The organism is Streptomyces sp. YIM 98790 (assembly GCF_011421595.1).
Lineage (GTDB): Bacteria > Actinomycetota > Actinomycetes > Streptomycetales > Streptomycetaceae > Streptomyces.
Genome location: NZ_WTLH01000098.1, coordinates 1 through 23,741, shown reverse-complemented (window position 1 = coordinate 23,741; position 23,741 = coordinate 1). Strand labels below are relative to the sequence as shown.

General features: G+C 73.3%; 25 protein-coding genes. 21 read left to right on the top strand and 4 right to left on the bottom strand.

Annotated elements, in window-relative coordinates; translation table 11 throughout:
* The 19 genes from GQS09_RS17070 to GQS09_RS16980 all read left to right on the top strand — a co-directional run.
* On the top strand, nucleotides 1-501 hold a 501-nt coding region (locus GQS09_RS17070), incomplete at its 5' end, for a pantoate--beta-alanine ligase (RefSeq protein ID WP_207957940.1).
* 53 nt (nucleotides 502-554) lie between these two features.
* A complete protein-coding gene (locus GQS09_RS17065) occupies nucleotides 555-2,426 on the top strand; it encodes an L-aspartate oxidase (RefSeq protein WP_165987103.1) in 1,872 nt (623 codons plus the stop codon).
* A 32-nt stretch (nucleotides 2,427-2,458) separates the two neighbouring features.
* Nucleotides 2,459-3,532, top strand: a complete 1,074-nt coding sequence (gene nadC / locus GQS09_RS17060) for a carboxylating nicotinate-nucleotide diphosphorylase (protein WP_165987101.1) — start codon at nucleotides 2,459-2,461, stop codon at nucleotides 3,530-3,532.
* The gene (locus GQS09_RS17055) at nucleotides 3,532-4,344 is read left to right on the top strand and encodes a type III pantothenate kinase (protein WP_165987087.1); all 813 of its coding nucleotides are present in this window, start codon (nucleotides 3,532-3,534) and stop codon (nucleotides 4,342-4,344) included. The genes nadC and GQS09_RS17055 overlap by 1 nt, the downstream gene beginning before the upstream one ends.
* An 82-nt stretch (nucleotides 4,345-4,426) precedes the next feature.
* Complete coding sequence (locus GQS09_RS17050; RefSeq protein WP_165987085.1) at nucleotides 4,427-4,747, top strand: hypothetical protein; 321 nt, start codon at nucleotides 4,427-4,429, stop codon at nucleotides 4,745-4,747.
* A gap of 156 nt (nucleotides 4,748-4,903) precedes the next feature.
* On the top strand, nucleotides 4,904-5,089 hold the full coding sequence (locus tag GQS09_RS17045) for a hypothetical protein (protein ID WP_165987083.1): 186 nt from the start codon (nucleotides 4,904-4,906) through the stop codon (nucleotides 5,087-5,089).
* 402 nt (nucleotides 5,090-5,491) lie between these two features.
* Complete coding sequence (locus GQS09_RS17040) at nucleotides 5,492-5,959, top strand: BlaI/MecI/CopY family transcriptional regulator (RefSeq protein WP_243761496.1); 468 nt, start codon at nucleotides 5,492-5,494, stop codon at nucleotides 5,957-5,959.
* A gap of 9 nt (nucleotides 5,960-5,968) precedes the next feature.
* Nucleotides 5,969-6,523: an amino-acid N-acetyltransferase gene (locus GQS09_RS17035; RefSeq protein WP_313896181.1), complete on the top strand. Its 555-nt coding sequence runs from the start codon at nucleotides 5,969-5,971 to the stop codon at nucleotides 6,521-6,523.
* Nucleotides 6,524-6,693: 170 nt separating this feature from the next.
* Nucleotides 6,694-7,035: an Lsr2 family protein gene (locus GQS09_RS17030; protein ID WP_165987078.1), complete on the top strand. Its 342-nt coding sequence runs from the start codon at nucleotides 6,694-6,696 to the stop codon at nucleotides 7,033-7,035.
* Nucleotides 7,036-7,708: 673 nt separating this feature from the next.
* Nucleotides 7,709-10,282 (top strand): ATP-dependent Clp protease ATP-binding subunit, encoded by a 2,574-nt coding sequence (locus tag GQS09_RS17025; RefSeq protein ID WP_399552541.1) that lies wholly within the window; start codon nucleotides 7,709-7,711, stop codon nucleotides 10,280-10,282.
* 270 nt (nucleotides 10,283-10,552) lie between these two features.
* Nucleotides 10,553-12,226 (top strand): MDR family MFS transporter, encoded by a 1,674-nt coding sequence (locus GQS09_RS17020; RefSeq protein ID WP_165987076.1) that lies wholly within the window; start codon nucleotides 10,553-10,555, stop codon nucleotides 12,224-12,226.
* An 87-nt stretch (nucleotides 12,227-12,313) separates the two neighbouring features.
* Nucleotides 12,314-12,523, top strand: a complete 210-nt coding sequence (locus GQS09_RS17015; protein ID WP_165987074.1) for a hypothetical protein — start codon at nucleotides 12,314-12,316, stop codon at nucleotides 12,521-12,523.
* 165 nt (nucleotides 12,524-12,688) lie between these two features.
* Nucleotides 12,689-13,312 (top strand): DNA-3-methyladenine glycosylase I, encoded by a 624-nt coding sequence (locus tag GQS09_RS17010; protein ID WP_165987072.1) that lies wholly within the window; start codon nucleotides 12,689-12,691, stop codon nucleotides 13,310-13,312.
* A gap of 10 nt (nucleotides 13,313-13,322) precedes the next feature.
* Complete coding sequence (locus tag GQS09_RS17005; RefSeq protein ID WP_399552540.1) at nucleotides 13,323-13,850, top strand: helix-turn-helix transcriptional regulator; 528 nt, start codon at nucleotides 13,323-13,325, stop codon at nucleotides 13,848-13,850.
* On the top strand, nucleotides 13,847-14,296 hold the full coding sequence (locus GQS09_RS17000; RefSeq protein ID WP_165987070.1) for a VOC family protein: 450 nt from the start codon (nucleotides 13,847-13,849) through the stop codon (nucleotides 14,294-14,296). Before GQS09_RS17005 ends, GQS09_RS17000 begins: the two co-directional genes overlap by 4 nt.
* 144 nt (nucleotides 14,297-14,440) lie before the next feature.
* Nucleotides 14,441-14,926 (top strand): nuclear transport factor 2 family protein, encoded by a 486-nt coding sequence (locus tag GQS09_RS16995; RefSeq protein WP_165987068.1) that lies wholly within the window; start codon nucleotides 14,441-14,443, stop codon nucleotides 14,924-14,926.
* Nucleotides 14,927-15,046: 120 nt separating this feature from the next.
* Nucleotides 15,047-16,441, top strand: coding sequence for a CoA transferase (locus tag GQS09_RS16990; protein ID WP_165987066.1), 1,395 nt, complete (start codon nucleotides 15,047-15,049; stop codon nucleotides 16,439-16,441).
* 103 nt (nucleotides 16,442-16,544) lie between these two features.
* Nucleotides 16,545-17,765 (top strand): hypothetical protein, encoded by a 1,221-nt coding sequence (locus GQS09_RS16985; protein ID WP_165987064.1) that lies wholly within the window; start codon nucleotides 16,545-16,547, stop codon nucleotides 17,763-17,765.
* Nucleotides 17,766-17,885: 120 nt separating this feature from the next.
* Nucleotides 17,886-18,767 carry a prohibitin family protein gene (locus tag GQS09_RS16980; protein WP_313896180.1) on the top strand — a complete coding sequence of 294 codons (882 nt, stop codon included), beginning with the start codon at nucleotides 17,886-17,888 and terminating at the stop codon, nucleotides 18,765-18,767.
* A gap of 92 nt (nucleotides 18,768-18,859) precedes the next feature.
* Here GQS09_RS16980 and GQS09_RS16975 read toward each other — a convergent pair whose 3' ends face one another.
* A complete protein-coding gene (locus tag GQS09_RS16975) occupies nucleotides 18,860-19,222 on the bottom strand; it encodes a helix-turn-helix domain-containing protein (protein ID WP_165987062.1) in 363 nt (120 codons plus the stop codon).
* A gap of 57 nt (nucleotides 19,223-19,279) precedes the next feature.
* On the opposite strand from GQS09_RS16975, the gene GQS09_RS16970 reads away from it, so the two are divergent.
* Nucleotides 19,280-20,149, top strand: a complete 870-nt coding sequence (locus GQS09_RS16970; protein WP_165987060.1) for an NmrA family NAD(P)-binding protein — start codon at nucleotides 19,280-19,282, stop codon at nucleotides 20,147-20,149.
* 396 nt (nucleotides 20,150-20,545) lie between these two features.
* On the opposite strand, the gene GQS09_RS16965 is transcribed toward GQS09_RS16970, so the two are convergent.
* A complete protein-coding gene (locus GQS09_RS16965; protein ID WP_165987057.1) occupies nucleotides 20,546-21,529 on the bottom strand; it encodes an SDR family NAD(P)-dependent oxidoreductase in 984 nt (327 codons plus the stop codon).
* A 58-nt stretch (nucleotides 21,530-21,587) separates the two neighbouring features.
* Here GQS09_RS16965 and GQS09_RS16960 point away from each other — a divergent pair, with 58 nt between their 5' ends.
* A complete protein-coding gene (locus GQS09_RS16960) occupies nucleotides 21,588-22,055 on the top strand; it encodes a MerR family transcriptional regulator (RefSeq protein ID WP_165987055.1) in 468 nt (155 codons plus the stop codon).
* Nucleotides 22,056-22,132: 77 nt separating this feature from the next.
* On the opposite strand, the gene GQS09_RS16955 is transcribed toward GQS09_RS16960, so the two are convergent.
* Together GQS09_RS16955 and GQS09_RS16950 are read right to left on the bottom strand one after the other, a co-directional pair.
* On the bottom strand, nucleotides 22,133-22,510 hold the full coding sequence (locus GQS09_RS16955) for a hypothetical protein (RefSeq protein ID WP_165987053.1): 378 nt from the start codon (nucleotides 22,508-22,510) through the stop codon (nucleotides 22,133-22,135).
* A gap of 120 nt (nucleotides 22,511-22,630) precedes the next feature.
* The gene (locus tag GQS09_RS16950) at nucleotides 22,631-23,443 is read right to left on the bottom strand and encodes a phosphotransferase (protein ID WP_313896179.1); all 813 of its coding nucleotides are present in this window, start codon (nucleotides 23,441-23,443) and stop codon (nucleotides 22,631-22,633) included.
* Nucleotides 23,444-23,741 lie beyond the last annotated feature (298 nt).

The following is a 23,741-nucleotide window of genomic DNA, read 5'->3' as shown; positions in this document are numbered from 1 at the left end:
CTGGCCGCCATGGATGAGACCCGGGCGTCGGCGGACGCCTACGCGGTGGCCGCCGCGGCCGGGCGGTCGCCGGTGCCGGCCGCGGTGCGCACCGCCGCCCGCTCGGTGCTGGACGACGCGGCCCAGCTCGACCCGCCGCTGCGGCTGGACTACCTGGCCCTGGTCGACCCGGCCGACTTCACCGAGATCCCGGACGACTGGACCGGAGAGGCGGTGCTCGCCGTGGCGGCCCGGGTCGGCACCACCCGGCTGATCGACAACCTTCCCCTGACCTTCGCCGCCTTCGCCGATCCCCCGCCCGCCGCCGCGCACCCCGGCCACCGCGCACCCGGGCGCGCCCCCGGCCCCGGCCACGGCGGCGGACCCGCATCGGCGCACGGGCACGGCTCCGGCCGCCCCGGGGTCACGGGCGCGGCGGAGGCCGGGACCTCACGCTCGGCCACCGCTTCCGCGCACACCGAGCAGGGCGCGGCGGGCAACGACATGGAGGTGCAGCGGTGAGCGGAGCGGGGAGCGCAGCCGGGAACGGAGCCGGGAACGGCGGCGCGGACGGGATAGCCGCGGCGGGGACGGCACTGTCCCCGCCGCCGAGCTGGGCCGTGCGGGCCGATGTCGTGGTCGTCGGTTCCGGCGTGGCCGGGCTGACGGCCGCGCTGCGCTGCGCCGCCGCCGGCCTGACCACCGTGATCGTCACCAAGGCGCTGCTGGACGACGGCTCCACCCGCTGGGCGCAGGGCGGCATCGCCGCCGCCCTGGGCACCGGCGACTCTCCCGAGCAGCACCTGGCCGACACCCTGGTCGCCGGGGCCGGGCTGTGCGACGAGGACGCCGTGCGCATCCTGGTCACCGAGGGCCCCGGCGCGGTCCGCCGCCTGATCGCCGACGGCGCCCGCTTCGACACCGCGCCCTCCGGCGAGATCGCCCTCACCCGGGAGGGCGGCCACCACCGCCGCCGCATCGCCCATGCGGGTGGCGACGCCACCGGCGCGGAGATCTCCCGCGCCCTGGTGGAGGCGGTCCGCCGGGCCGGGATCGAGACCATCGAGCACGCCCTGGTGCTCGATCTGCTCAAGGACTCCGCGGGCCGCGCCGCCGGGGTCTCGCTGCACGTCATGGGCGAGGGGCGGCACGACGGCGTGGGTGCCGTGCACGCGCCGGCCGTCGTCCTGGCGACCGGCGGCATGGGCCAGGTCTTCGCCGCCACCACCAATCCCGCGGTGTCCACCGGCGACGGGGTGGCCCTGGCGCTGCGCGCCGGCGCCGAGGTATCGGACCTGGAGTTCGTGCAGTTCCACCCCACCGTGCTGTATCTGGGCCCGGAGGCCGAGGGCCAGCAGCCGCTGATCTCCGAGGCGGTGCGCGGCGAGGGCGCCCATCTGGTGGACGCCTCCGGGGTCCGGTTCATGCTGGGGCGGCACGAGCTGGCCGAGCTGGCGCCGCGCGACATCGTCGCCAAGGGCATCATGCGCCGCATGCACGAGCAGGACGCGTCCCACATGTTCCTGGACGGCCGCCACTTCGGCGCCGCCATGTGGCGGGACCGCTTCCCCACCATCCTGGCCGCCTGCCGGGCGCACGGCATCGACCCGGTGACCGAGCCGGTGCCGGTCGCGCCCGCCGCCCACTACGCCTCCGGCGGGGTGCGCACCGACGAGCACGGCCGTACCACGGTCCCGGGGCTGTACGCCTGCGGCGAGGTGGCCTGCACCGGCGTGCACGGCGCGAACCGCCTGGCCTCCAACTCGCTCCTGGAGGGCCTGGTCTTCGCCGAGCGGATCTGCCGGGAGATCGCCCGGCAGGCCGCGGGGGAGACCACCGTCCCGGCGCGCTCCGGAGCCGCCGGGACGGGCAGGGCGGGCGCGACGGACGGGGAGGGCGGGCCGCTGGCCTCCCTGCCGCCGCAGCGGCTGCTTCCGCCCGAGGCCCGGCAGGAGATCCAGCGCATCATGACCAGGGGCGCGGGCGTGCTGCGCTCGGCGGCCGGCCTGGACCGGGCCGCGGCCGAGCTGGACGCCCTGGCCGAGCGGGCCGTGGACAAGCCGGGCGAGCCGGGCACGGAGAGCTGGGAGACCAGCAATCTGCATCTGGTGGCCCGGGTGCTGGTGGCCGCGGCCCGGGAACGCGAGGAGACCCGGGGCAGCCACTGGCGGGAGGACTTCCCGGAGCGGGACGACGCCCGCTGGCGCCGCCATCTCATCGTCCGTCTCCGCCCCGGCACCGGCGCGGTGCCCGGCGGCCCCGGTTCCGTCCCAGGTCACGGTGGTGATGTCAAGGACGGCTCCGGTTCCCCCCGCGGTGGCTCTACGCTCGACCTCCGGGCCACGGACGGGACCGGGCTGCCGGGCACCACGCCCGGCGCGGTGTTCCCGGCGGCGGCCACCGCCGCATCACCGACATCATCAGCACAAGGAGAACCACACCCGTGAACGCCAGCCCCGACGCCTCCCCGCCGCGCCCGGTGGAGCTGACCCTGCTGCCGCTCGGCACCCGACCCGAGGACGCGACGGCCCTGACCACAGGCGGCTGCGGAGACTCCTGCGGCTGCGGCGGCGCGGACGGCGCCGGCGGCGCCGACGGGTTCATCCCCGGGCACGACCCCCTGGAGTGCGGCCTCGACCCGGAACTGGCCGCGCTGCTGGCCGCCGCCGGCCTGGACCCGGTGCTGGTGGAGGACATCGCGCACCTGGCCCTGGAGGAGGACCTCGACCACGGCGTGGACATCACCACCGTCGCCACCGTCCCCGAGGACGCCGTCGCCACCGCCGATTTCACCGCCCGCCGCCCCGGCACCGTGGCCGGTCTGCGCATCGCCGAGGCGGTGCTCTCCGTGGCCTGCACCGCCGAGCTGGAGGTGGAGCGCCATGCCGAGGACGGCGACCGGGTGGCGGCCGGGCAGGTGCTGCTCTCCGTCACCGGCCGCACCCGGGACCTGCTGACCGGCGAGCGCAGCGCGCTCAATCTGCTCGGCCGGCTGTCCGGCATCGCCACCGCCACCCGCGCCTGGGCCGACGCCCTGGAGGGCACCGGCGCCCGGGTCCGCGACACCCGCAAGACCACCCCGGGGCTGCGCGCCCTGGAGAAGTACGCGGTGCGCTGCGGCGGCGGCCTCAACCACCGGATGTCCCTCTCCGACGCCGCGCTGATCAAGGACAACCATGTGATCGCGGCCGGCGGGGTGGCCGAGGCGTTCGCCGCGGTACGGACCGCCCTGGAGGAGGCGGGCAGCCCGGGGCTGCCGGTCGAGGTCGAGGTGGACCGGCTGGACCAGATCGAGCCCGTGCTCGCGGCCGGCGCCGATCTGCTGCTGCTGGACAACTTCACGGTGGAGGACACCCGCCGGGCCGTGGAGCTGGTGGCCGGCCGGGCCGCCCTGGAGTCCTCCGGCGGCCTCTCCCTGGACAGCGCCCGCGCCTACGCGGAGACCGGGGTGGACTATCTGGCGGTGGGCGCGCTGACCCACTCCGCTCCCGTGCTGGACATCGGGCTGGACCTGCGCCCCGCGGAGCGTGCGCCGGAGCGGGAGGACGGCTGATGCTGCTCACCATCGACGTCGGCAACACCCACACGGTGCTCGGCCTGTTCGACGGCGACGAGATCGTCGAGCACTGGCGGATCTCCACCGACGCCCGCCGCACCGCCGACGAGCTGGCCGTGCTGCTCCAGGGCCTGATGGGCATGCACCCGCTGCTCGGCGAGGAGCTGGGCGACAACGTGGACGGCATCGCCATCTGCTCCACGGTGCCCTCGGTGCTGCACGAGCTGCGGGACGTGACCCGCCGCTACTACGGGGACATCCCGGCCGTGCTGGTGGAGCCGGGCGTGAAGACCGGCGTGCAGATCACCACCGACAACCCCAAGGAGGTCGGCGCCGACCGCATCATCAACGCGGTGGCCGCGGTCGAGCTGTACGGCGGGCCGTGCATCGTCGTCGACTTCGGCACCGCCACCACCTATGACGCGGTCACCGCGCGCGGCGAGTACGCGGGCGGCGCCATCGCGCCCGGCATCGAGATCTCGGTGGAGGCGCTGGGCCGGCGCGGCGCCCAGCTGCACAAGGTGGAGCTGGCCCGGCCGCGCCACGTGATCGGCCGCAACACCGTGGAGTCGATGCAGTCCGGCATCCTCTACGGCTTCGCCGGGCAGGTGGACGGCGTGGTGGAGCGGATGGCCCGGGAGCTGGCCGACGACCCGGAGGAAGTGACGGTGATCGCCACCGGGGGCCTGGCCCCGCTGGTGCTGCGCGAGGTGTCGGTCATCGACGCGCACGAGCCCTGGCTGACCCTGATCGGGCTGCGTCTGGTCTACGAGCGCAACATCGGGGGCCGGCGCGGCGGCCAGCGCTGACGCGGCGCGGCGTGGCGCGGAGCGACTGACACGCCGAAGTCCAGCATGCGCGCATTGTCCGTTTAGCGGCTAATCTCGGGGCATGACTGGGTACGATGCCGAGGGCCGCGAGCGGCAGCAGGGGGACGAGCAGCGCGCCCGCCAGGAGCAGAGCGGCGGCAGCGCCCAGGAGCGCCGCTCCGGGCAGCGCCCCGAGGGTGCCGGTCAGGGCGGCGGCGGGAACACCGGGCAGTCCGGGCAGTCCGGGCAGCCCGGGCAGCCCGCGGGGTCCGGGGAGGCCGGGCGGCGCGAGGAGCGGAATGGCACCGCGGGCGCCGGGCAGTCCGGCAAGGGCCGGCGGCCCGTGCCCACTCCGGCGGAAGTCTTCAAGCACAAGCGCCCCCCGCGGCCGGCCGCCCCGTAGCGCGGTATTACCCTGGTTCTCGCCCGGTGCGGCGGATGACGCGGACTTGCGGCCGGGGGCCGCAAGAGGCGAGAAGCCGGGAAGCCCGCGGTGAGAAGCGCACCGCCCAGAAGCCGGGATGCCAGGCATGCCCCGCGGAAAAGGAGGCCCGGAGCCGTGGATTACCTTGCCGCGCTCTTCCCGCCCACGGTGATGGCGGTGGCTTTCACCGCGCTGATCGTGACCATCGTGAAGTCTCAGGGCGGTACCAACAAGTTCAAGGAAGACGCCGCCGCCGATGCCATGGCGGCGGCCGAGGCCGCCCGTATCGCGGGCGGTCAGGAGGCGGACGGCCGCCGTTAGTCCCCGGCCGCATCCCGGCGGGTCCCGGGATTGGCGTCCCGGTTCGGCGTCCCGGTTCGGCGGCGCGGCTTTGGTGTCCCGGGCCGTACCGGATTGGCCGGCCGCCGCCCGGGCCGGTGGGCACCGCCGGTTACGCGGGCGCATACCGGCGTGCACCGGCGCGGCAACTCCGGCAACTCACCGGTGTTCCCGCCGCCCGCCGCCGCGGTATCCGGATGTCTATCCCGGGTGTTCCGGGCACCGTACTCCCGCCGCTCCCGGCGTCCCGTGGCAACGGGACGGCGCGGCTTCACCCGCCCGGTGCCCTTCACCGCTCCGACCAGGCCGATCACCGGAAATCGGGGCATGTGTGGCTATTCTTCTCGGGTGCCTCGGCCATTGGGAGACCTTGAAGACGCGGTCATGACCCGCGTATGGGAGTGGAACCGTCCGGTCACGGTGCGGGAAGTTCTGGAGGATCTTCAGCGGGAACGCTCGATCGCTTATACGACAGTGATGACGGTGCTGGACAACCTCCACCAGAAGGGATGGGTCCGGCGCGAGCAGCACGGCCGTGCCTATCGCTATGAAGCCGTCTCCACACGCGCCGCTTACGCCGCCGCTTTGATGAACGACGCCTGGTCGGCGAGCGACAGCCCGGCCGCCGCCCTGGTCGCATTCTTCGAGATGATGTCGCCCGAGCAGATCGCCGCATTGCGGGATGCTCTCCGGGTCGTCGACGTGCCGGGCGTACGGCTCGCCGCGCTCCCGGAGCCGTCCGGGGACGGGCGGGCCGAAGAGGCCGCGGAGACCGGCGAATCCGCCGGTGAGGCGGGGTCCGGGGCCGCCGGGCCGGCCCCCGGGGACCCCGGCCGCCCGGCCCGGGGATAGCCTCCGTCTGTGAAGTGCCGCGCGAACACTCCGGCCTCCGCCGGGCACTCCGGGGAGCGTCCGGAAATTACCGTGCGCCGGGCCCGTACCCCCGACATCCCGGCCGTCCGCCGGCTGATCGACGCATACGCCCGGGACCGCATCCTGCTGAACAAGGCCACGGTGACCCTTTACGAGGACATTCAGGAGTTCTGGGTGGCCGAGCGGGATCTGGACGCCCGGGTGGTCGGCTGCGGAGCGCTGCACGTGATGTGGGAGGATCTCGCCGAGGTGCGTACCCTGGCCGTGGATCCGGAGCTGCGCGGTGCCGGGGTGGGCCACCTGCTGCTGGAGAAGCTGCTCCAGACCGCGCGCTGGCTGGGCGTCCGCCGCATTTTCTGCCTGACCTTCGAGGTCGAGTTCTTCGGGCGGCACGGCTTCACCGAGATCGGCGATACCCCGGTGGACGGCGATGTGTACAGCGAGCTGCTGCGTTCCTATGACGAGGGGGTCGCCGAGTTCCTGGGACTGGAACGAGTGAAGCCGAACACATTGGGCAACACCCGCATGCTGCTGCATCTCTGATTACGAAAGGCCCTGTTCCGGCTCCGTTCCTATTTGTCCGAATCGTCCCGTCGAGTCCTCGGGAGTTCCCCAGGGTATCCGCTCCAGGGTTTGTGTTTTTCCGCAAAGCGCGGTTTCATTACGTCCCAGAAGGAAAAGCATTCGACACCGACGGAATGAGGAGCAGCCCGATGGCGCAGAAGGTTCAGGTCCTTCTCCTCGACGACCTCGAGGGCGGCGAGGCCGATGAGACCGTAACGTTCGGGCTCGACGGCAAGAACTATGAGATCGACCTCAACGCGGAGAACGCGGAACAGCTCCGTGCGGCTCTGGAGCCCTACCTGAAGGCCGGCCGGCGTTCCACCGGCCGTTCCCAGCGCGGCGCCCGGCCGGGCCGTACGTCCGCGGCCGGCGGCGGCACTGCCGACACCGCCAAGATCCGGGCATGGGCCAAGGAGAACGGCTACGCGGTGAATGACCGGGGCCGCGTTCCGGCCGAGATTCGCGAGGCTTACGAAAAGGCCAACGGCTGAAATGCGCACGCGCCGGCGCCGCCGCGCGCCGGAAGCCACTCTCCGCGCACGGGGTTGACGAGGGGCCGTGCCCGCAAGGGCCGGCCCCTCGCGGCATGCCCGGCCCGCGCGAGTGTCCTGCGCGATCGTCATGCTCGTTACATCAGGTGCCGCCCGTGCGGTCCGGCACCGCGCGGCGCCGCCGCCCGTCACCGTGCGTCGGCACCCGTATGCCCGGTGCCGCCGCCGGGCCGGCCACGGGCCGTCCCCGGGCCGTGCGGTGGATTCGCCCGGCGCTTCCCGCGGCCGGATCCCGGCGGGCTGTTCGCCAGTAGCGGATGCCGTGGGCGTGTTCCGCATGGAGTGCCAGCCTGGACGGGTAGGGAATCCGGTAGTGGCTCACGGGGGCGGTGACGTCGGAGGCGACGCTTCCTCTCTGGTGCGGCGACCGTCGGCGTTCAGCGGCCCTCCGCGCGTTCGCCATGGGCGTAGCCATACCAGGTGGATTCGCCTGGCCTGCGGGAACATCGTCTCGCACTATCGGGTTGGAACTGGTGCCGGACCGGTCGGGGTCTTTCCGCCCAGGGCGGGTACGGCAACAGAAAGAAGCGGTCCTGCCTGGCGGGACTAAGCTGCGGAAGGACAGGGAGGGGACCGACCCCTTACTGACTGACCGCTCTGAGGAGCGATAACGATGTTCGAGAGGTTCACCGACCGCGCGCGGCGGGTTGTCGTCCTGGCTCAGGAAGAGGCCCGGATGCTCAANCGCGCGCGGCGGGTTGTCGTCCTGGCTCAGGAAGAGGCCCGGATGCTCAACCACAACTACATCGGCACCGAGCACATCCTCCTGGGCCTGATCCACGAGGGCGAGGGTGTCGCCGCAAAGGCCCTGGAGAGCCTCGGGATCTCGCTCGAGGCGGTCCGCCAGCAGGTGGAGGAGATCATCGGCCAGGGCCAGCAGGCCCCGTCCGGCCACATTCCCTTCACCCCCCGGGCCAAGAAGGTGCTGGAGCTCTCGCTCCGCGAAGCGCTTCAGCTCGGCCACAACTACATCGGCACCGAGCACATCCTGCTGGGCCTGATCCGCGAGGGCGAGGGTGTCGCCGCGCAGGTTCTGGTGAAGCTCGGAGCCGACCTCAACCGGGTGCGGCAGCAGGTCATCCAGCTGCTGTCCGGTTACTCCGGCGGCAAGGAGGCCGCCACCGCCGGCGCGCCCAGCGAGGGCACGCCGTCCACCTCCCTCGTGCTCGACCAGTTCGGCCGCAACCTCACGCAGGCCGCCCGGGAGAACAAGCTCGACCCGGTCATCGGGCGCGAGAAGGAGATCGAGCGGGTCATGCAGGTGCTGTCCCGCCGTACCAAGAACAACCCCGTGCTGATCGGTGAGCCCGGCGTCGGCAAGACCGCCGTCGTCGAGGGCCTGGCGCAGGCCATCGTCAAGGGTGAGGTGCCCGAGACCCTCAAGGACAAGCACCTCTACACCCTGGACCTGGGCGCGCTGGTGGCCGGCTCCCGCTACCGCGGTGACTTCGAGGAGCGCCTGAAGAAGGTGCTCAAGGAGATCCGCACGCGCGGCGACATCATCCTCTTCATCGACGAGCTGCACACCCTGGTCGGCGCGGGCGCCGCCGAGGGTGCCATCGACGCGGCCTCCATCCTCAAGCCGATGCTGGCCCGCGGCGAACTGCAGACGATCGGTGCCACCACGCTCGACGAGTACCGCAAGCACCTGGAGAAGGACGCCGCGCTGGAGCGGCGCTTCCAGCCGATCCAGGTGGCGGAGCCGTCGATGACCCACACCATCGAGATCCTCAAGGGGCTGCGCGACCGGTACGAGGCGCACCACCGCGTCTCGATCACCGATTCCGCGCTGGTGGCGGCGGCCCAGCTGGCCGACCGCTACATCTCCGACCGCTTCCTGCCGGACAAGGCGATCGACCTGATCGACGAGGCGGGCTCGCGGATGCGCATCCGCCGGATGACCGCTCCGCCGGACCTGCGCGAGTTCGACGAGAAGATCGCCGGGGTGCGCCGGGAGAAGGAGTCCGCGATCGACTCGCAGGACTTCGAGAAGGCCGCCTCGCTCCGGGACACCGAGAAGCAGCTCCTGCAGCAGAAGGCGCAGCGGGAGAAGGAGTGGAAGGCCGGCGACATGGACGTCGTCGCCGAGGTGGACGAGGAGCTGATCGCGGAGGTGCTGGCCGCCTCCACCGGCATCCCGGTCTTCAAGCTCACCGAGGAGGAGTCCTCGCGGCTGCTCCGCATGGAGGACGAGCTGCACAAGCGGGTGATCGGCCAGGACGACGCCATCAAGGCGCTGTCCCAGGCGATCCGCCGCACCCGGGCCGGTCTGAAGGACCCGAAGCGTCCCGGCGGCTCGTTCATCTTCGCCGGCCCGTCCGGTGTCGGTAAGACCGAGCTGTCCAAGACGCTGGCCGAGTTCCTGTTCGGCGACGAGGACGCGCTGATCGCCCTGGACATGTCGGAGTTCGGTGAGAAGCACACCGTCTCCCGGCTGTTCGGCTCCCCGCCCGGCTACGTCGGGTACGAGGAGGGCGGCCAGCTGACCGAGAAGGTGCGGCGCAAGCCGTTCTCGGTGGTCCTCTTCGACGAGGTGGAGAAGGCCCACCCGGACATCTTCAACTCGCTGCTGCAGATCCTGGAGGACGGCCGGCTGACCGACTCCCAGGGCCGCGTCGTGGACTTCAAGAACACGGTCATCATCATGACCACCAACCTCGGCACCCGGGACATCTCCAAGGGCTTCAACATGGGCTTCGCCCCGGCCGGAGATGTCACCACCGGGTACGAGCGGATGAAGACCAAGGTCAACGACGAGCTGAAGCAGCACTTCCGGCCCGAGTTCCTCAACCGTGTGGACGACACCATCGTCTTCCACCAGCTTTCGCAGGACGACATCATCAAGATCGTCGACCTGATGATCGCGCAGGTGGACGAGCGGCTGCGGGACCGGGACATGGGCATCGAGCTGTCCGCCGAGGCCAAGCAGCTGCTGGCCAAGCGCGGCTACGACCCGGTGCTGGGTGCCCGGCCGCTGCGCCGGACCATCCAGCGGGAGATCGAGGACGCGCTGTCGGAGAAGATCCTCTTCGGCGAGCTGCGCCCCGGTCACATCGTGGTGGTCGGCACCGAGGGCGAGGGCAAGGAAGCCAAGTTCACCTTCCGGGGTGAGGAGAAGGCGACCCTGCCGGAGGCCCCGGTGGCCGCGGCCGCGGGCGGCAAGCCCAACATGTCCAAGGAGCGCTGAGCCCGCCCTCACCGGCAGGCACGAGCAGAGCGGCGTCCCCGCCGGGCCCTGACGGGCCCCGGCGGGGACGCCGTCGTCATGTCTCCGCACGCGCTCCCGCCCCCCGCCGTTCCCCGCCGCCCCTTGCGGTTTCCGGCCCCGCTTCCCCTTCCGGCCTGCCCGCTCCGAGATACTTACTTGACGCCCGGCAAGTAGCTCCCGTACGTTCGGACGCATCGCCTTGCGCCGCCACCCGCCTGCCCGGGGGCGGCGTCGTCCCGTGGGGAGACCATGACCGAGCAGCACCCGACCTCCGGCCGTCCGGCGGCCGGACCCGGCGCGGCCGGCGCCGGAGCCGCCGATCCGGCGGACGGCACCGCACCGCCGCCGGACGCCGCCGGGCGCCCGCCGCGCAGCATCCGCGTCATCCTGATCGCGCTGAGCATCACCATCCTGCTGGCGATGCTCGACAACATGATCGTGGCCACCGCCATGCCGACCATCGTCGGCGAGCTGGGCGGCCTGGCCCACCTCTCCTGGGTGGTCACCGCCTACACCCTGGCCACCGCCGCCTCCACCCCCATCTGGGGCAAGCTGGGCGACCTCTACGGGCGCAAGGGCATCTACCTGGCCTCCATCGTCATCTTCCTGGCCGGCTCGGTCACCTCCGGCGCCGCCCAGACCATGGGGCAGCTGATCGGCTTCCGGGCCCTCCAGGGCCTGGGCGCCGGCGGACTGCTGGTCGGCACCATGGCGATCATCGGCGAACTCATACCGCCCCGTGAGCGCGGCAAGTACCAGGGCATGTTCGCCTCCGTCATGGCCGTCGCCATGATCGGCGGCCCGCTGCTGGGCGGCGTGATCACCGACCACCTCGGCTGGCGCTGGGCCTTCTACATCAACGTCCCGCTGGGCGCGGCGGCGCTGATCATGGTCACCACGGTGCTGCACCTGCCCCGGCGGCGCGGCCACGCCCGGATCGACTATCCGGGTGCGGTGCTGCTCACCACCGGCATCGTCTCGCTCGTCCTGGTGACCACCTGGGGCGGCTCGGAGTACGCCTGGGGCTCGGCCACCATCCTCGGCCTGATCGCCCTCGGCGTGGCGTGCCTGGCCCTGTTCCTGTTCGTCGAGACCCGTGTGCCGGAACCGCTGCTGCCCCTGCACATCTTCCGCAGCGGCAACTTCTCGCTGGTCACCTGGATCGGCTTCCTGCTCGGCTTCGTGATGTTCGGGTCGATGATCTTCCTGCCGCTGTTCCAGCAGACCGTGCAGGGCGCCTCGGCCACCAACAGCGGCCTGCTGATGCTGCCCATGCTGCTGTCGATGATGCTGGTCTCACTGGTCGTCGGCCGGATCATCACCGCCACCGGCCGCTACCGGTGGTTCCCGGTGGCGGGCGGGGCGCTGATCCTGACCGGGCTCTCCCTGCTGTCCACCATGGACACCGGCACCGGCCGCCTGGCCACCGGCGTGTTCATGGCCCTGGTGGGCGCGGGCATGGGCTTCCTGATGCAGCTCACCATGCTCATCGCGCAGAACAGCGTGGAGATGAAGGACATGGGCGTGGCCTCCTCCACCGCGACCCTCTCCCGCACCCTGGGCGGTTCCTTCGGGGTGGCGCTGCTCGGCGCCTTCTTCAACCACCGGGTCGGCGACAGCCTCGCCGGCCAGGGCGCGGCGGCCGGGACCGGCGGGGACGGCGGCCAGGGCGTGGCCGTCACGGAGACCGGGGCGCAGCTCGACCCCGCCTCCCTGGCGGAGCTGCCCGCGGGGGCCCGCGCCGCCTACGAGACCGCGGTGGCGGCCGGCACCCACACCGTCTTCCTGGCCGCCGCCCTGGTCTCCGTGCTGGCCTTCGCGGCCGGCTGGTTCATCAAGGAGACCCCGCTCCGCGGCGCCTCCACCCCGCCGGCGGCCGGGACGGAGGCCGAGGAGGACGTCCCGGTCCGGGCGGGTGCCTGAGCCGGTCCGGCGGCCGGTGCGTCCGGTCTCCGTCCGCCTCGCGGTTCCGCCCGGCCCGGCACACCATGAGGGGGAGGAGGTGGCGGCATGGAGCACACGATGCGGGCGGAGTACCCGCCGGACGACCCGGGCGCCGGGGTGAAGAGCTGGCACATGGTGCGCGGCGAGGGCACCACGGCGATGTGCGGCCGGGAGCTGCTGCCGGACGCCGAGCTGCGCCCGGACACCGACTGGGGCGCCACGGGAGAGCCGATGTGCCACACCTGCGGCGCCATGTACCTGCGCGAGGTGCCCTGAGCCGCCCGGCAGCCGGCCCTCACCGGGACCCCGGCCTGACCCCGGCCTGACCCCGCGCGGTTCCCACGGAGCGCTCCCGGGATGAGCATCATCACAGCGTGATCATCCATATCTGGCCGGTAGCCGACTGCATGGTTGTCAGTGACATCCGGGAGACTGGTCCCCATGGACGTCACCCATCCGGTACCGGCACAGGCGGCCGGCGCTCCGGAAGCCGACGGGCCGGCGCGCTGCCCCTGGGGAGCGGAGCCCGCCGATTACCGCGTCTACCACGACACCGAGTGGGGCCGCCCGGTGCGGGGGGACGACGCCCTGTTCGAGCGCCTCAGCCTGGAGGCCTTCCAGTCCGGGCTGTCCTGGCTGACCATCCTGCGCCGCCGGGAGGGCTTCCGTCTCGCGTTCGCCGACTTCCGCATCCGCAAGGTCGCCGCCTTCACGCCGGACGACATCCAGCGGCTGCTCGGCGACCCCGGCATCATCCGCAACCGGGCGAAGATCGAGGCCACCGTGCACAACGCCCGGATCGCCGCCGACTGGGCCGAGGGGGAGCTGACGGAGCTCCTGTGGTCCTTCGCCCCCGAGCGGCCCGCCCCGCCGCCGCGCACCCCGGCCGAGGTGCCGGCCGTCACGCCCGAGTCCACCGCCATGGCCAGGGCGCTCAAGAAGCGGGGCTTCCGGTTCGTCGGCCCCACCACCGCCTACGCCCTGATGCAGGCGTGCGGCCTGGTCAACGACCACCTCGCCGACTGCCACGCGCGCACCCTGGGCGAGGCCGGCGAAGCCGTGTGAGCATGGAGCCATGACGACGCCGGGCATGGTGCGGCTGCGTCAGCTGCGCCGCGCCAAGGACCTCATGGACCGGGACTGGTCGCAGCCCCTGGACGTGGACGCGGTCGCGGCACACGCCGGTTACAGCCCGTATCACTTCGTGCGCGCCTTCAAGTCCGCCTACGGCGAGAGCCCCGGCCAGTACCTCTCCCGGCGCCGCATCGAGCGGGCCGAGGAACTGCTGCGCACCGCGGGCCTGTCCGTCACCGAGATCTGCCATCTGGTCGGTTTCCACAGCCTGGGGAGTTTCTCCTGCACCTTCAAGCGGCGGACCGGCCTGACCCCCGGCGAATACCGGAAACGGCACCTGCACCGCGGTGCCGCCCTGATCCCCGGCTGCTTCGCCCTGCTGTGGAACGGCGGCTTCCCGGCCCGCGCACCGGCTGGCGCACCGGCCGCGCAAGAGCGCAATTCCGGAGAAGCGCACGGGCCCGCGCCCGCCTACGGTGAAGACCGTTCCGTCACCGACAGCGACGCCCGCGGAGGCCGCACACCATGATCAAGAACATTGCCATCACCACCGTCTGGTCCACCGACCAGGAGCGGGACGCCGCCTTCTTCACCGGAAAGCTCGGCTTCGAGATCCGCTCCGACATGGAGATGGGGGACATGCGGTGGCTGACCGTCGGCGTGCCCGGCCAGCCCGAGGTCTGCTTCACCCTGATGCGCCCGGACGGCCCCGGCCTGGACCCGGAATCCGCCGAGATGCTCACCACCCTGGTCAACAAGGGCGTGATGGGCGCCGCCGTGCTCCGCACCGACGACTGCCACGCCGAGTACAAGCGGCTCACCGAGGCCGGGGTCGAGTTCCTCCAGGAGCCCAAGGAGCGGCCCTACGGCGTGGAGGCCATCTTCCGCGACCCGTCCGGCAACTGGTACTCGCTCACCGAGGAGCGCGAGTTCCTCGACCGGAGCAAGCCCTGGGCCGACCAGTCCGGGGGCTGACCCCGGCGGCGGGCGGGCGAGCCCCGCCGCTGCCCCTTACGCGTGGATTCGTGCCCGGCGGTGCATGGTACCCGCCCGGACGGCACAGGCTGCCCCCGGGGCTTCCCGCCCCTCCCGCAGGACCGTGCCGAAGGAGTACCGCCCATGTCCACGACCGCCGCCGCTGCCGCCGCTGACGCTGCCGGGGCCGCCGACGCTGCCGCTGCCACCGGGTCCCCGTCCGTCGCCGACCGCCTGGAGATCCAGGAACTGGTCACCCGCCACGCCCTGTGGATGGACGAACGCGCCCGGACCGACCCCCGGCTGCTGTTCACCGAGGACGTCTCCGTCACCACCCCGGCCGGACCGGTGCAGGGCATCGGCCCCCTGGTGGACCGCATCCACCGCCACCACCCGGCCGAGGAGCGCGCCCAGCACCTGCTGGGCAACGTCCTCGTCGACCTGGACGGCGACCGGGCCGCCGTCCGGGCCCTGCTGCACGTCACCCGCATCCCCCGGCCGGACGCCGAACCGCTGTTCCTGGGCGGCACCTACGAGTACCAGGCGGTGCGCACGGCCGCCGGCTGGCGGCTGTCCCGGCTGAAGATGACCCCCCTGTGGCGCACCGGCCCCTGGCCCGCCCACCACTGACCCCGCCGCGCCCGCCGCTCCCGTCCGGGCATCTCCCGGCATTCCGGCGAGGATTGCCGACGCCTGAGGAATGGATCACCTTACGGCCCGGCGCCGCCGGGAAGTTGGCACACTGGCCGGATGACGCGGCGGACGAACGGCGATGCGGCGACGGTGCGGGCATGGGCCGCCCTCGGGGGCGGGCAGGGCCTCGCCGAGGAGGTGACGTACCAGGGCGTGACCGGCGTGCTGCCGTCCCGGCTGCCGGTGCGGGAACTGGCCCGTGCCACCGTGGGCGTCTGCTCGCTGGCCGCGGCCGAACTGCTGGCGCTGCGCAACGGCACCCCGGTGCCGCCGGTGCGGGTGCACGAAGGGGCGGTGGCCACCGCCTTCGTCAGCGAGCGGCACCTGCGCATCGACGGCCGGGCACTCACGCTGTTCGCGCCGCTGTCCGGCTTCTGGCGCACGGCGGACGGCTGGGTCCGCACCCACGCCAACTACCCGCACCACCGCGCCCGGCTGCTGGGCGCGCTCGGCCTCCCCGACAGCGGTGACGACGACCCGGAGGCGGCGGCGCGGCGGCTCGCCGGCGAACTGGCCGGCCGGCAGGCCCGCGAAGTCCAGGAGCAGGTCTATGCGGCGGGCGGGCTGGCCGTGGCCGTCGCACCCGAGGCCGCCGGCGCCCGGCATCCGCTGGTGGAGACCGAGACCGTGGGGGAGGCCCCGCCCCGCGTCCTGCCGGCGGCCCCGCTGCCCGCCGCCGGGGTCCGGGTGCTGGACCTGACCCGGGTCATCGCCGGTCCGGTCGCCACCCGCACCCTCGCCCTGCTCGGCGCCGACGTGCTGCGCATCGACTCCCCCCGGCTGCCGGAGGACCCGGACGCGCACGCCGACACCGGCATGGGCAAGCGGTCCGCGCGGCTCGACCTCGCCGACCCCGCGGACCGCAAGGTCTGCGACGAACTGCTCGCCGCCGCCGACGTGGTCGTCACCGGCTACCGTCCCGGCGCACTCGACCGGTACGGCCTGGCCCCCGGCGGCCTGCTGGACCGCCACCCCGGCCTGACCGTCGCCCGGCTCAGTGCCTGGGGCTGGACCGCCGCCGGGCCCTGGGCCGGGCGGCGCGGCTTCGACAGCCTGGTGCAGGCCGCCGTCGGCATCGCCGCGGCCGAGGCCGGCGCCGACGGCCGTCCGGGCGCGCTGCCCGCCCAGGCGCTGGACCACGGCACCGGCTATCTGCTGGCCGCCGCCGTGCTGCGGGCGCTGAGCGACCGGCAGCGCACCGGCGGCGGTCGGACGGTCCGGCTCTCCCTGGCCGGTACCGCCTCCTGGCTGCTCCACGGCATCCGGCCCGCGCCGCCCGAAGACGGCGACGACGGCGGGGACGGCTACGATCCCGCCCCCTGGCTGACCGAGACCGCCTCGCCCTGCGGGACGCTGCGCCACGCCCTCCCGCCGGTGCGCTACGACGGCGCCCCCCGGACCTGGCACCGCCCGCCGTCCCGTTGGGGCACCGACGCCGCCGCCTGGCTCTGAGGCCCCGCCCGGCGGGCAGGGGCCGGGCCGAGCGGGGACCGGTTCCCGGCCACCACCCCCTAGAGTGCATGCCTGAAGACGACACGTACCAGGGGGACTTCGCATGCACGGGGGACGACGCGCGGCGGCCGGCACGGCCGTACTGACCGCTCTGCTGCTGACGGCCGGCTGCACCAGCGGAACCGGCGATACCGGTTCCGGCACCGGCTCCGGCACCGGGGAGACCCCCTCCGCGGCCGGGTCCGCCACCCCGGCGGAGCAGGCCGGACTGACCGGGGACGACATCGCCGACATCTGCGCCGCGGTGCCCGCACAGGCCCTGGAACTGATGGGCTTCCCCGGGAACCGCGAGCCGGACCGCCGCTGCACCTGGTGGGAGAACGCCGAGGAACTCCCGGCCGTCGAACGCGCACTGGGCGTGCAGGTGCTGCTCCACGGCGCGGAGGAGAACGCCACCGCGGCCGAGGCCGCCGAGGCCGCCTTCCGGGAGGGCGACCAGTGGTACTCCCGCATGGAGGTCGGGCGCGTCGAGGACGACGCATGGCCCACCGCCACGGACATACCGGGGCTCGGGGACGAGGCGCGCGCCAGGATCGGCGAGTGGCCGACCGGCCTGATGGGCTCGGTGCGCGAGGGCGAGCTCGTGGTCCGGCACCGCAACGCGATCCTGAGCGTGACGGCCACCGCGGACGTGGCCGACGCCAGGGGACGCGCCCGGGAGGCGGAGGCACCGTCGCTGGAGAACGTCGAGGCCGCGCTGGTGTCCGCGGCGGTCGGTGTGCTGACCGCCCTCGGGGCCGATCCGGCCGGGCCCGCCGCCCCCGGCCGTGACGCGGGCGAGCACCCCCGGGCGCATCCGGTGTGCGACACCCTCGCGGACCAGGCCGGCACTCTGCTGCCCGGAAACGAGGCGACCGACCTCACCCCCGGCCCGTCGTACGCCGCCGCACCCGGACTGGCCGGCTGCTCCTGGCGGGTGCAACCGGGCTCCGGCCACGGCCACGGCCATGGCCACCTGGAGGTACGGGTGGCCGCCCTGGCGCCGAGCCCGCTGCTGGGCCTGAGCGGCACCGGCATGGCCGCCGAACAGCACCGCGTCTGGTCCGGCGTCGAGAACACCACCGCCCTCGACGGCCTGGGGGACGCGGCCAGTGCGCGCCGCTACACCAACGAGGACGCCACGTACCGCAGCAGCACCGTGTGGGTGCGGCAGGACAACCTGCTGGTCTTCGTCGAGCACGCGCTGTCGCCCGTGCTCCCCGCGGAGGAACTGGAGCGGCGGACCGTCGAGGTGGCCCGGGACGTCCTGGCCGCCTACGCCTGACCGGCTCGCGGCCTCCGCCGCGGCCCGTCAAGGCCGGGCCGGGCGACGGAAGTCGGGCAATTCCCGGCCCGTATGATCCGCAGGACACATGACTGAAGTCTTTTCACAGGGGGAGCCGTCGTGTTCTTCGCCGTTCTGCTGATACTCGCCGCCGTGGGGCTGTTCGTGGCGGCCCGGATGACCGAGAAGCGGTCCCTGCGGCTGGGGGCGCTGGGATCGCTGCTGGCCGGTGTGCTGGCCGCCATCCTGAGCTGCGTGCACGTGGTGGGCGCCTACGAGGTGGGCGTGCCCGTCACCTTCGGCAAGGTGGGCGATCCGCTGAACTCGGGCATGCACCTGAAGCTGCCCTTCACCTCGGTCACCACCTTCTCCACCCGGCCGGTGGACCTCAACCTGCAGGGCGAGGACGAGGTCGAGGTCCGCTCCTCGCAGGGCGGCGTGATGTATGTGGAGCTGACCGTGAAGTGGTCGGTGAACCCGGACAGCGCGGTGGACCTCTACCGGCTGGCCGGTGACGAGAAGGCCATCCAGGAGCGGCTGGTGTACCCCGACAGCCGGGAGATCGTGCGCAACGTCTTCGCCCAGCACACCAGCGAGGAGGGCTACGCCTCCGCCCGGGAGCAGATCGGCCAGGAGATCTCGGCCGCGATCAAGGACCGGCTCGCCCCGCGCGGCATCACCGTCACCAACGTCAACCTGCGCAATGTGCAGCCCTCCGAGAAGCTCCAGGAGCAGATCGACCGCAAGATCCAGCAGCAGCAGGCCACCGAGCGGGCCGAGGAGGAGCAGCGGACCGCCGAGGCCGAGGCCGAGCGCAAGCGGATCGAGGCCGAGGGCATCGCCGAGGCCAACCGCATCCTGGAGGAGTCCCTGACCGACCGGGTGCTGGCCAAGCTCTGCATCGACGCCTTTGCCGAGGCCGCCGCCGAGAACCCGGTCTACACCTCGCCGTGCGGCGACGGGGGCGGCACCCCGGTCATCGTGGACGGCACCGAGGACTGACCCCTCCCGCCGTCCCGTCCCGGCCCCGTTCCCCGCACCGCCCGGGGGACGGGGCCGTCGCCGTACGACGGTTCTTGCTCCTCTTGCTCCTCCTACTCCCCGGGCGGCGGGTGTTCCTCGCCCCAGACGAGCATGGCGTAGAGGATGCCGCTCAGGCTCCGCCCCCGCTCGGTGAGCTCGTAGACCACGCGCGGCGGCACCTCGGCGTACACGGTGCGGGTGAGGATCTGCTGGTGTTCCAGGCCGCGCAGCCGGTCGGTGAGGGTCTTGGCGCTCGGGGTGCCCAGCGCGGCGCGCAGCTCGCCGAAGCGCTTGGGGCCGGTCAGCAGCTCCCGCACGACCAGCGTCGCCCACTTGCCGTCCAGCACCTTGAGCGTCCGCTCGACGCCGCAGCCGTGCGTGGTGTCGCACTTCCCGAGAAGGCGAGCTGCCTGGTCAGGCTCAAGAGTTTCCACAGGGAAACAATATAACGGGCTGGGTACTGCTTCCCACTGTGAACTAGCTTGCGGCCCATGGAGAACACCACCGTTGTCGTCCACGGAGCGACCGGCACACAGGGCGTGCCGGTCGTCCGCAAGCTGCTCGCCGCCGGCCACCGGGTCCGTGCGGCCGTCCGCAACCCTTCCGTACCCGGGCTTCCCCGGGGTGCCGAACCCGTCACCGCCGATCTGTCGTCGCCCGACTCGCTGGCCGCCGCCTACACCGGCGCCGACGCGGTGGTCGTGCAACTGCCCCTGGTGTTCGCCGCCGACGCGGCGCTGCAGCAGGCCGAGGCGGTGCTCACCGCCCTGAAGCAGGCGGGCGTGCGGCAGGCGGTGTTCAACACCAGCGGCCCGGTGATGACCGAGCCGATCGGGGTGCCGTTCCTCGACGCCCGGGCACGGCTCGCCGCCGAACTGCCGGGCGTGGTGCCGGCGGCCACGGTGATCGCCCCGGCCCGCACCTACATGGAGAACCTGTCCGCGCCCTGGTCGGCCCCGCTGGTCGCGGCCGGAGAGGTCGCCTACCCGCTGCCCGCCGACCTGCCCGTGCCGTGGCTCGCCATGGACGACCTCGGCGCGGCCGTCGCCGGGCTGCTGGCCTCCCCGGCCCCGCCGCCGCTCCGCGTGCTGGCCGGTCCGCAGGCCCTCACCGGCGAGGAGGTGGCCGCCGAACTGGGCGCCGCGCTGGGGCTTCCGGTGCGGTGGCGGGCCATCACCCCGGAGGAGACGGAACGGATGCTCGCCCCGCACCTCGGCCCCGAGGCCGCCGCCGGCATCGCCGCCTCCTACATGCCGCCCCCGCCGGACGCCCCGCCCGCCCCGGAACCCGACCCGGCGGTGGTGAGCACCGGCTCCACCACCCTCCGTGAGTGGGCCACGCGCCAGAACTGGACCCGCTGACCGTCGTCCCGCAGCAGCCGCCCCGCCTTCATCGCCTCCAGCAACCCCCGGCCCGCAGGCGGGGCGGCCCTGCGTATCACCCTCGGCCGCTCGCTCTCGCGAAGCGGGACCCGGCCGCCGGGACCGGCGGCGAGTGCCAGGCACTCGCCGCTTCCCGGGCCGCCGCGGCAGCGGGATGTGGTCCACGGCCCCTCGGGCATGGTCCCTCCTGGAGCTGTGGAGAAGGTGCTGCACCAGACCGTATGAGCTCCGCGGAGGTGTCTCCGCCGAGTGCCACGGGGCCAGAGCCACGCTGCTCGGCTCGCCCGCCGCGGGAACGTCCACCGGCACAGCCCCGCTCCCGGCCGCACCGTCCGGTTCCAGCCCTGACCGCTCGCGCTCCCGCCCGACGCCCCGTCAGCGGGCCGTGGACCGGCCGAGGGGAGCGGCTCCGGTGGCCGTCACGGACGCCTCCCACAGCCGGGCGGCCCCCTCGGGAGCGAGGGCGTACTCGTGAACGCCGCCGTCGCCGAAGGACTCGCCGGGGCTGAAGACCCGCGCGACGTCGCAGTCCTCCAGGTACAGCCCGCCGCGGTCGTCGAGGAGCGGGGACGTGGCCGCCCACAGGCCGGTGGCGGCGCCCTGGGAGGGTGACATGAAGTCGGCGCCGATCACCTTGCCGCGCTCGTCCACCCATCCGCGTTCGACCTGCTCCTGGAGCGTCATCTCCCGCTGGAGGCCCGTGATGATCTTGCCGGGGTGGAGTGCGAAGGCCCGGACGCCGTCGTCCCGGCCGAGGGCGTCGAGCTGCACGGCGAACAGGACGTTGGCGGTCTTGGACTGGCCGTAGGCGAGCCACTTGTCATAGCCGGTGCGGAAGTGCGCGTCGTGCCAGCGGAAGTCGGTCAGGCCGTGCGCGGCGGAGCTGTAGACCACGACGCGCGCACCGCCGGCGGCGGCCAGGAGCGGGTAGAGCTCGCAGGCCAGCACGAAATGCCCGAAGTGATTGGTGGCCAACTGCCCCTCCCAGCCGGGGCCGAGCCGCCGTTCAGGGGTGGCCATGACGCCGGCGACGGCCATGAGGAGGTGGAGCCTGTCGACGGACTCCCTGATCTGCGCGGCGGCGGCGCGCACGCTGCCGAGGTCCGCCAGATCCATCGGGATGATCTCGCACCGCTCCGTCTCCTGCAGAGCGGCGCGGGCGGACTCGGGCCGGCGCGCCGGAACGACGACCCGGGCCCCGGCGGCCGCCAGTCCCCGGGTGGTCTCCAGACCGAGCCCGGAGGAGCCCCCGGTCACGACGGCGGTGACGCCGGAGAGGTCGAGGCCGGCCAGGACGTCCTCGGTGGTGCTGCCGGCGGAGAAGGGCGAGCCGAGCGGCTGCTGGTCAGTGATGGTCATGCCGACGACCGTAGAATCTAGAGCGAGGTAGAGATCAAGTCCTGGGCGGGGGGGCGGCATGGACACCACCGAGACCACCGACACGACCGAGACCACCGGCGCCACCGACACCACCGGCGCCCGCGCGGAGCCGCTGGGCATCGGCGCGGTGGCCGGCCGGACCGGACTCAGCGTGCATGCGCTGCGCTTCTACGAACGCGAGGGCCTGCTGGTCGGGCCGGTCCGGCGAACCGCGGGCGGCCGGCGGCGATACACCACGGCCGACGTCGACTGGCTGATGATCTGCGTCAAGCTGCGGGAGTCCGGCATGCCGCTCGCCGAACTGAAGCGGTTCGCCGAGCTGGTGCGGCACGGTCCGGGCAACGAGGCGGAGCGTCTGCAGCTCCTCGACGCCCACCGGCGGCGCGTCGACGCACAGATCCAGGCGCTGGAGGAGTGCCGTTCGGTCATCGCCTGGAAGGTCGGCGTCTACGCGGAACACCTTGCCCGCGGCGAGGCCGGCGGGCTCTGGGACCCGACCGCCTGATCCCTGCTGACGCGGCCGCCCCGGCGGTGCGGCGGCCGTTCCTCATGGACGGGTCCGTGATGCTGCCGCCGGGCACGTCACCAGATGAGGAGGCCACCGCCGATGGCCCTTGCGCGCCTGGCGGCATCCTCGATGACGGCCAGCCGGTCGGAGATCGCTCCCCTGTGCTCCTCGGTCGTCCGTACCGATTCCGTTTCCGCGGCGATCCTCTCCAGGTTCTCGCGAAGCAGCAGGCACTCATGCAGGAACGCGGGCACCTGCCGGGGCTCGACCTGCAGGTCGGCGTCGGCCAGAACCGGCAGGAAGCCGGCCCCGAGCGAGCGCACCACCTCCGAGCCCCACACCCGAGTGCGCCAGCTCTCGAATCCCGCGGAGTCGGAGCACCCGTCCGGAACGTCCAGCACCTGCCTCTCACCGCTCGCAGCGACAACGAAGACATCCACCGACAGGCTCATGAGCGCAGGACATCACAGACGCGGCAGGCGGTCCACCGGAGGGAGCGCCGAGCCTCCCGGGCCGGAGCGGGCCAGATCCCCGTCGCTGTCCGGGCGGTCCGTTCCGGGAAGTCCTCGTCCTCAGCAGTCGAGGAGTGCACGGAGCCAGGTCTCCTCCTGCCGCTCGATGTACTCGGCGTCCTCCCGCCACACCCGGCCGTGGCCCTCGGCCCACAGCCGTGCCCAGGGCTGGTGCCCGGCCGCCGACCGGGCGCGCAGGAAGTCGTGCATGGCGCGGGTGCGGCGGCCCAGGTACGGCACCAGGCGTCGGCGTCCGTCCTCGTCGTCCAGCCCGTACGCGTCCGCGAGGACGCGCAGCCGGGGGCCGGCGTCGGCGCGCTGCCAGGCCGGGTTCGCGGAGAGCGGGACGAACGCGTGGGCGGCATAGGCCAGATCCTCCAGCCGGGAGCCGGGCGCGGCGGTGTCCCAGTCGATGAAGACCCAGCCGTCCGGGCCGCGGTCCCCGTCCACCACCAGGTTCCAGGGCGCGAGATCGTGGTGGGCGATGATCTCGTCGCCCTCCATGGGAATCAGCCGCTGCCACCGGGCACCCGGGGGCGGGACGAAGCCGGCGACCGCGTCGTGGAACTCCCGGATCAGCCGGCCCACCCGCGACAGGCCGGTGTCGTCGCCGACCAGGGCGAAGCGCTCGGGCCAGACCACGGTGCCGGGTGCGAAGGCCAGCACCTCCCGTCCGCGCTCGTCGAAGCCCAGCGGACGGGGCGCACCGCGGAATCCGGCCTCGTGCAGGTGTGTCAGCAGCGCGTGCACCGCAGGGCTCCACGGCCCGGCCGGGCGCCGCACGGTGTTCCCGGCCCGTACGACCCCGGAGCTGACATTGCCCCCGCTCAGGGGGTGTTCTTCGGTCCCGGCCGGGTGACCCGCGTGTTCCACGCCGCTCAGTATCGGCGGTGCCCGGCGGCTCCGGCATCCGGTTTCCGGCCGGCCGCCGTACGCGGGGCGGCAGGGCAGGGGTGTGGCGCGGCGGCCGGGGGCCGCCGCGCCACGGGTGCGGTGTCAGGGGTGTCCGGGGATCAGCCGGTACTGCAGGACACCGTTGGCCAGGTCCAGTTGCCGTTGTGCTGGATGGTGACGCCGAAGTTGTTGCCGTTGCCGTTGGGCCTGGCGATCATCACCTGGGAACTGGGCCAGTTGGCGCTGATGTTCCAGGTGGCGATGATCCTGGCGGGGG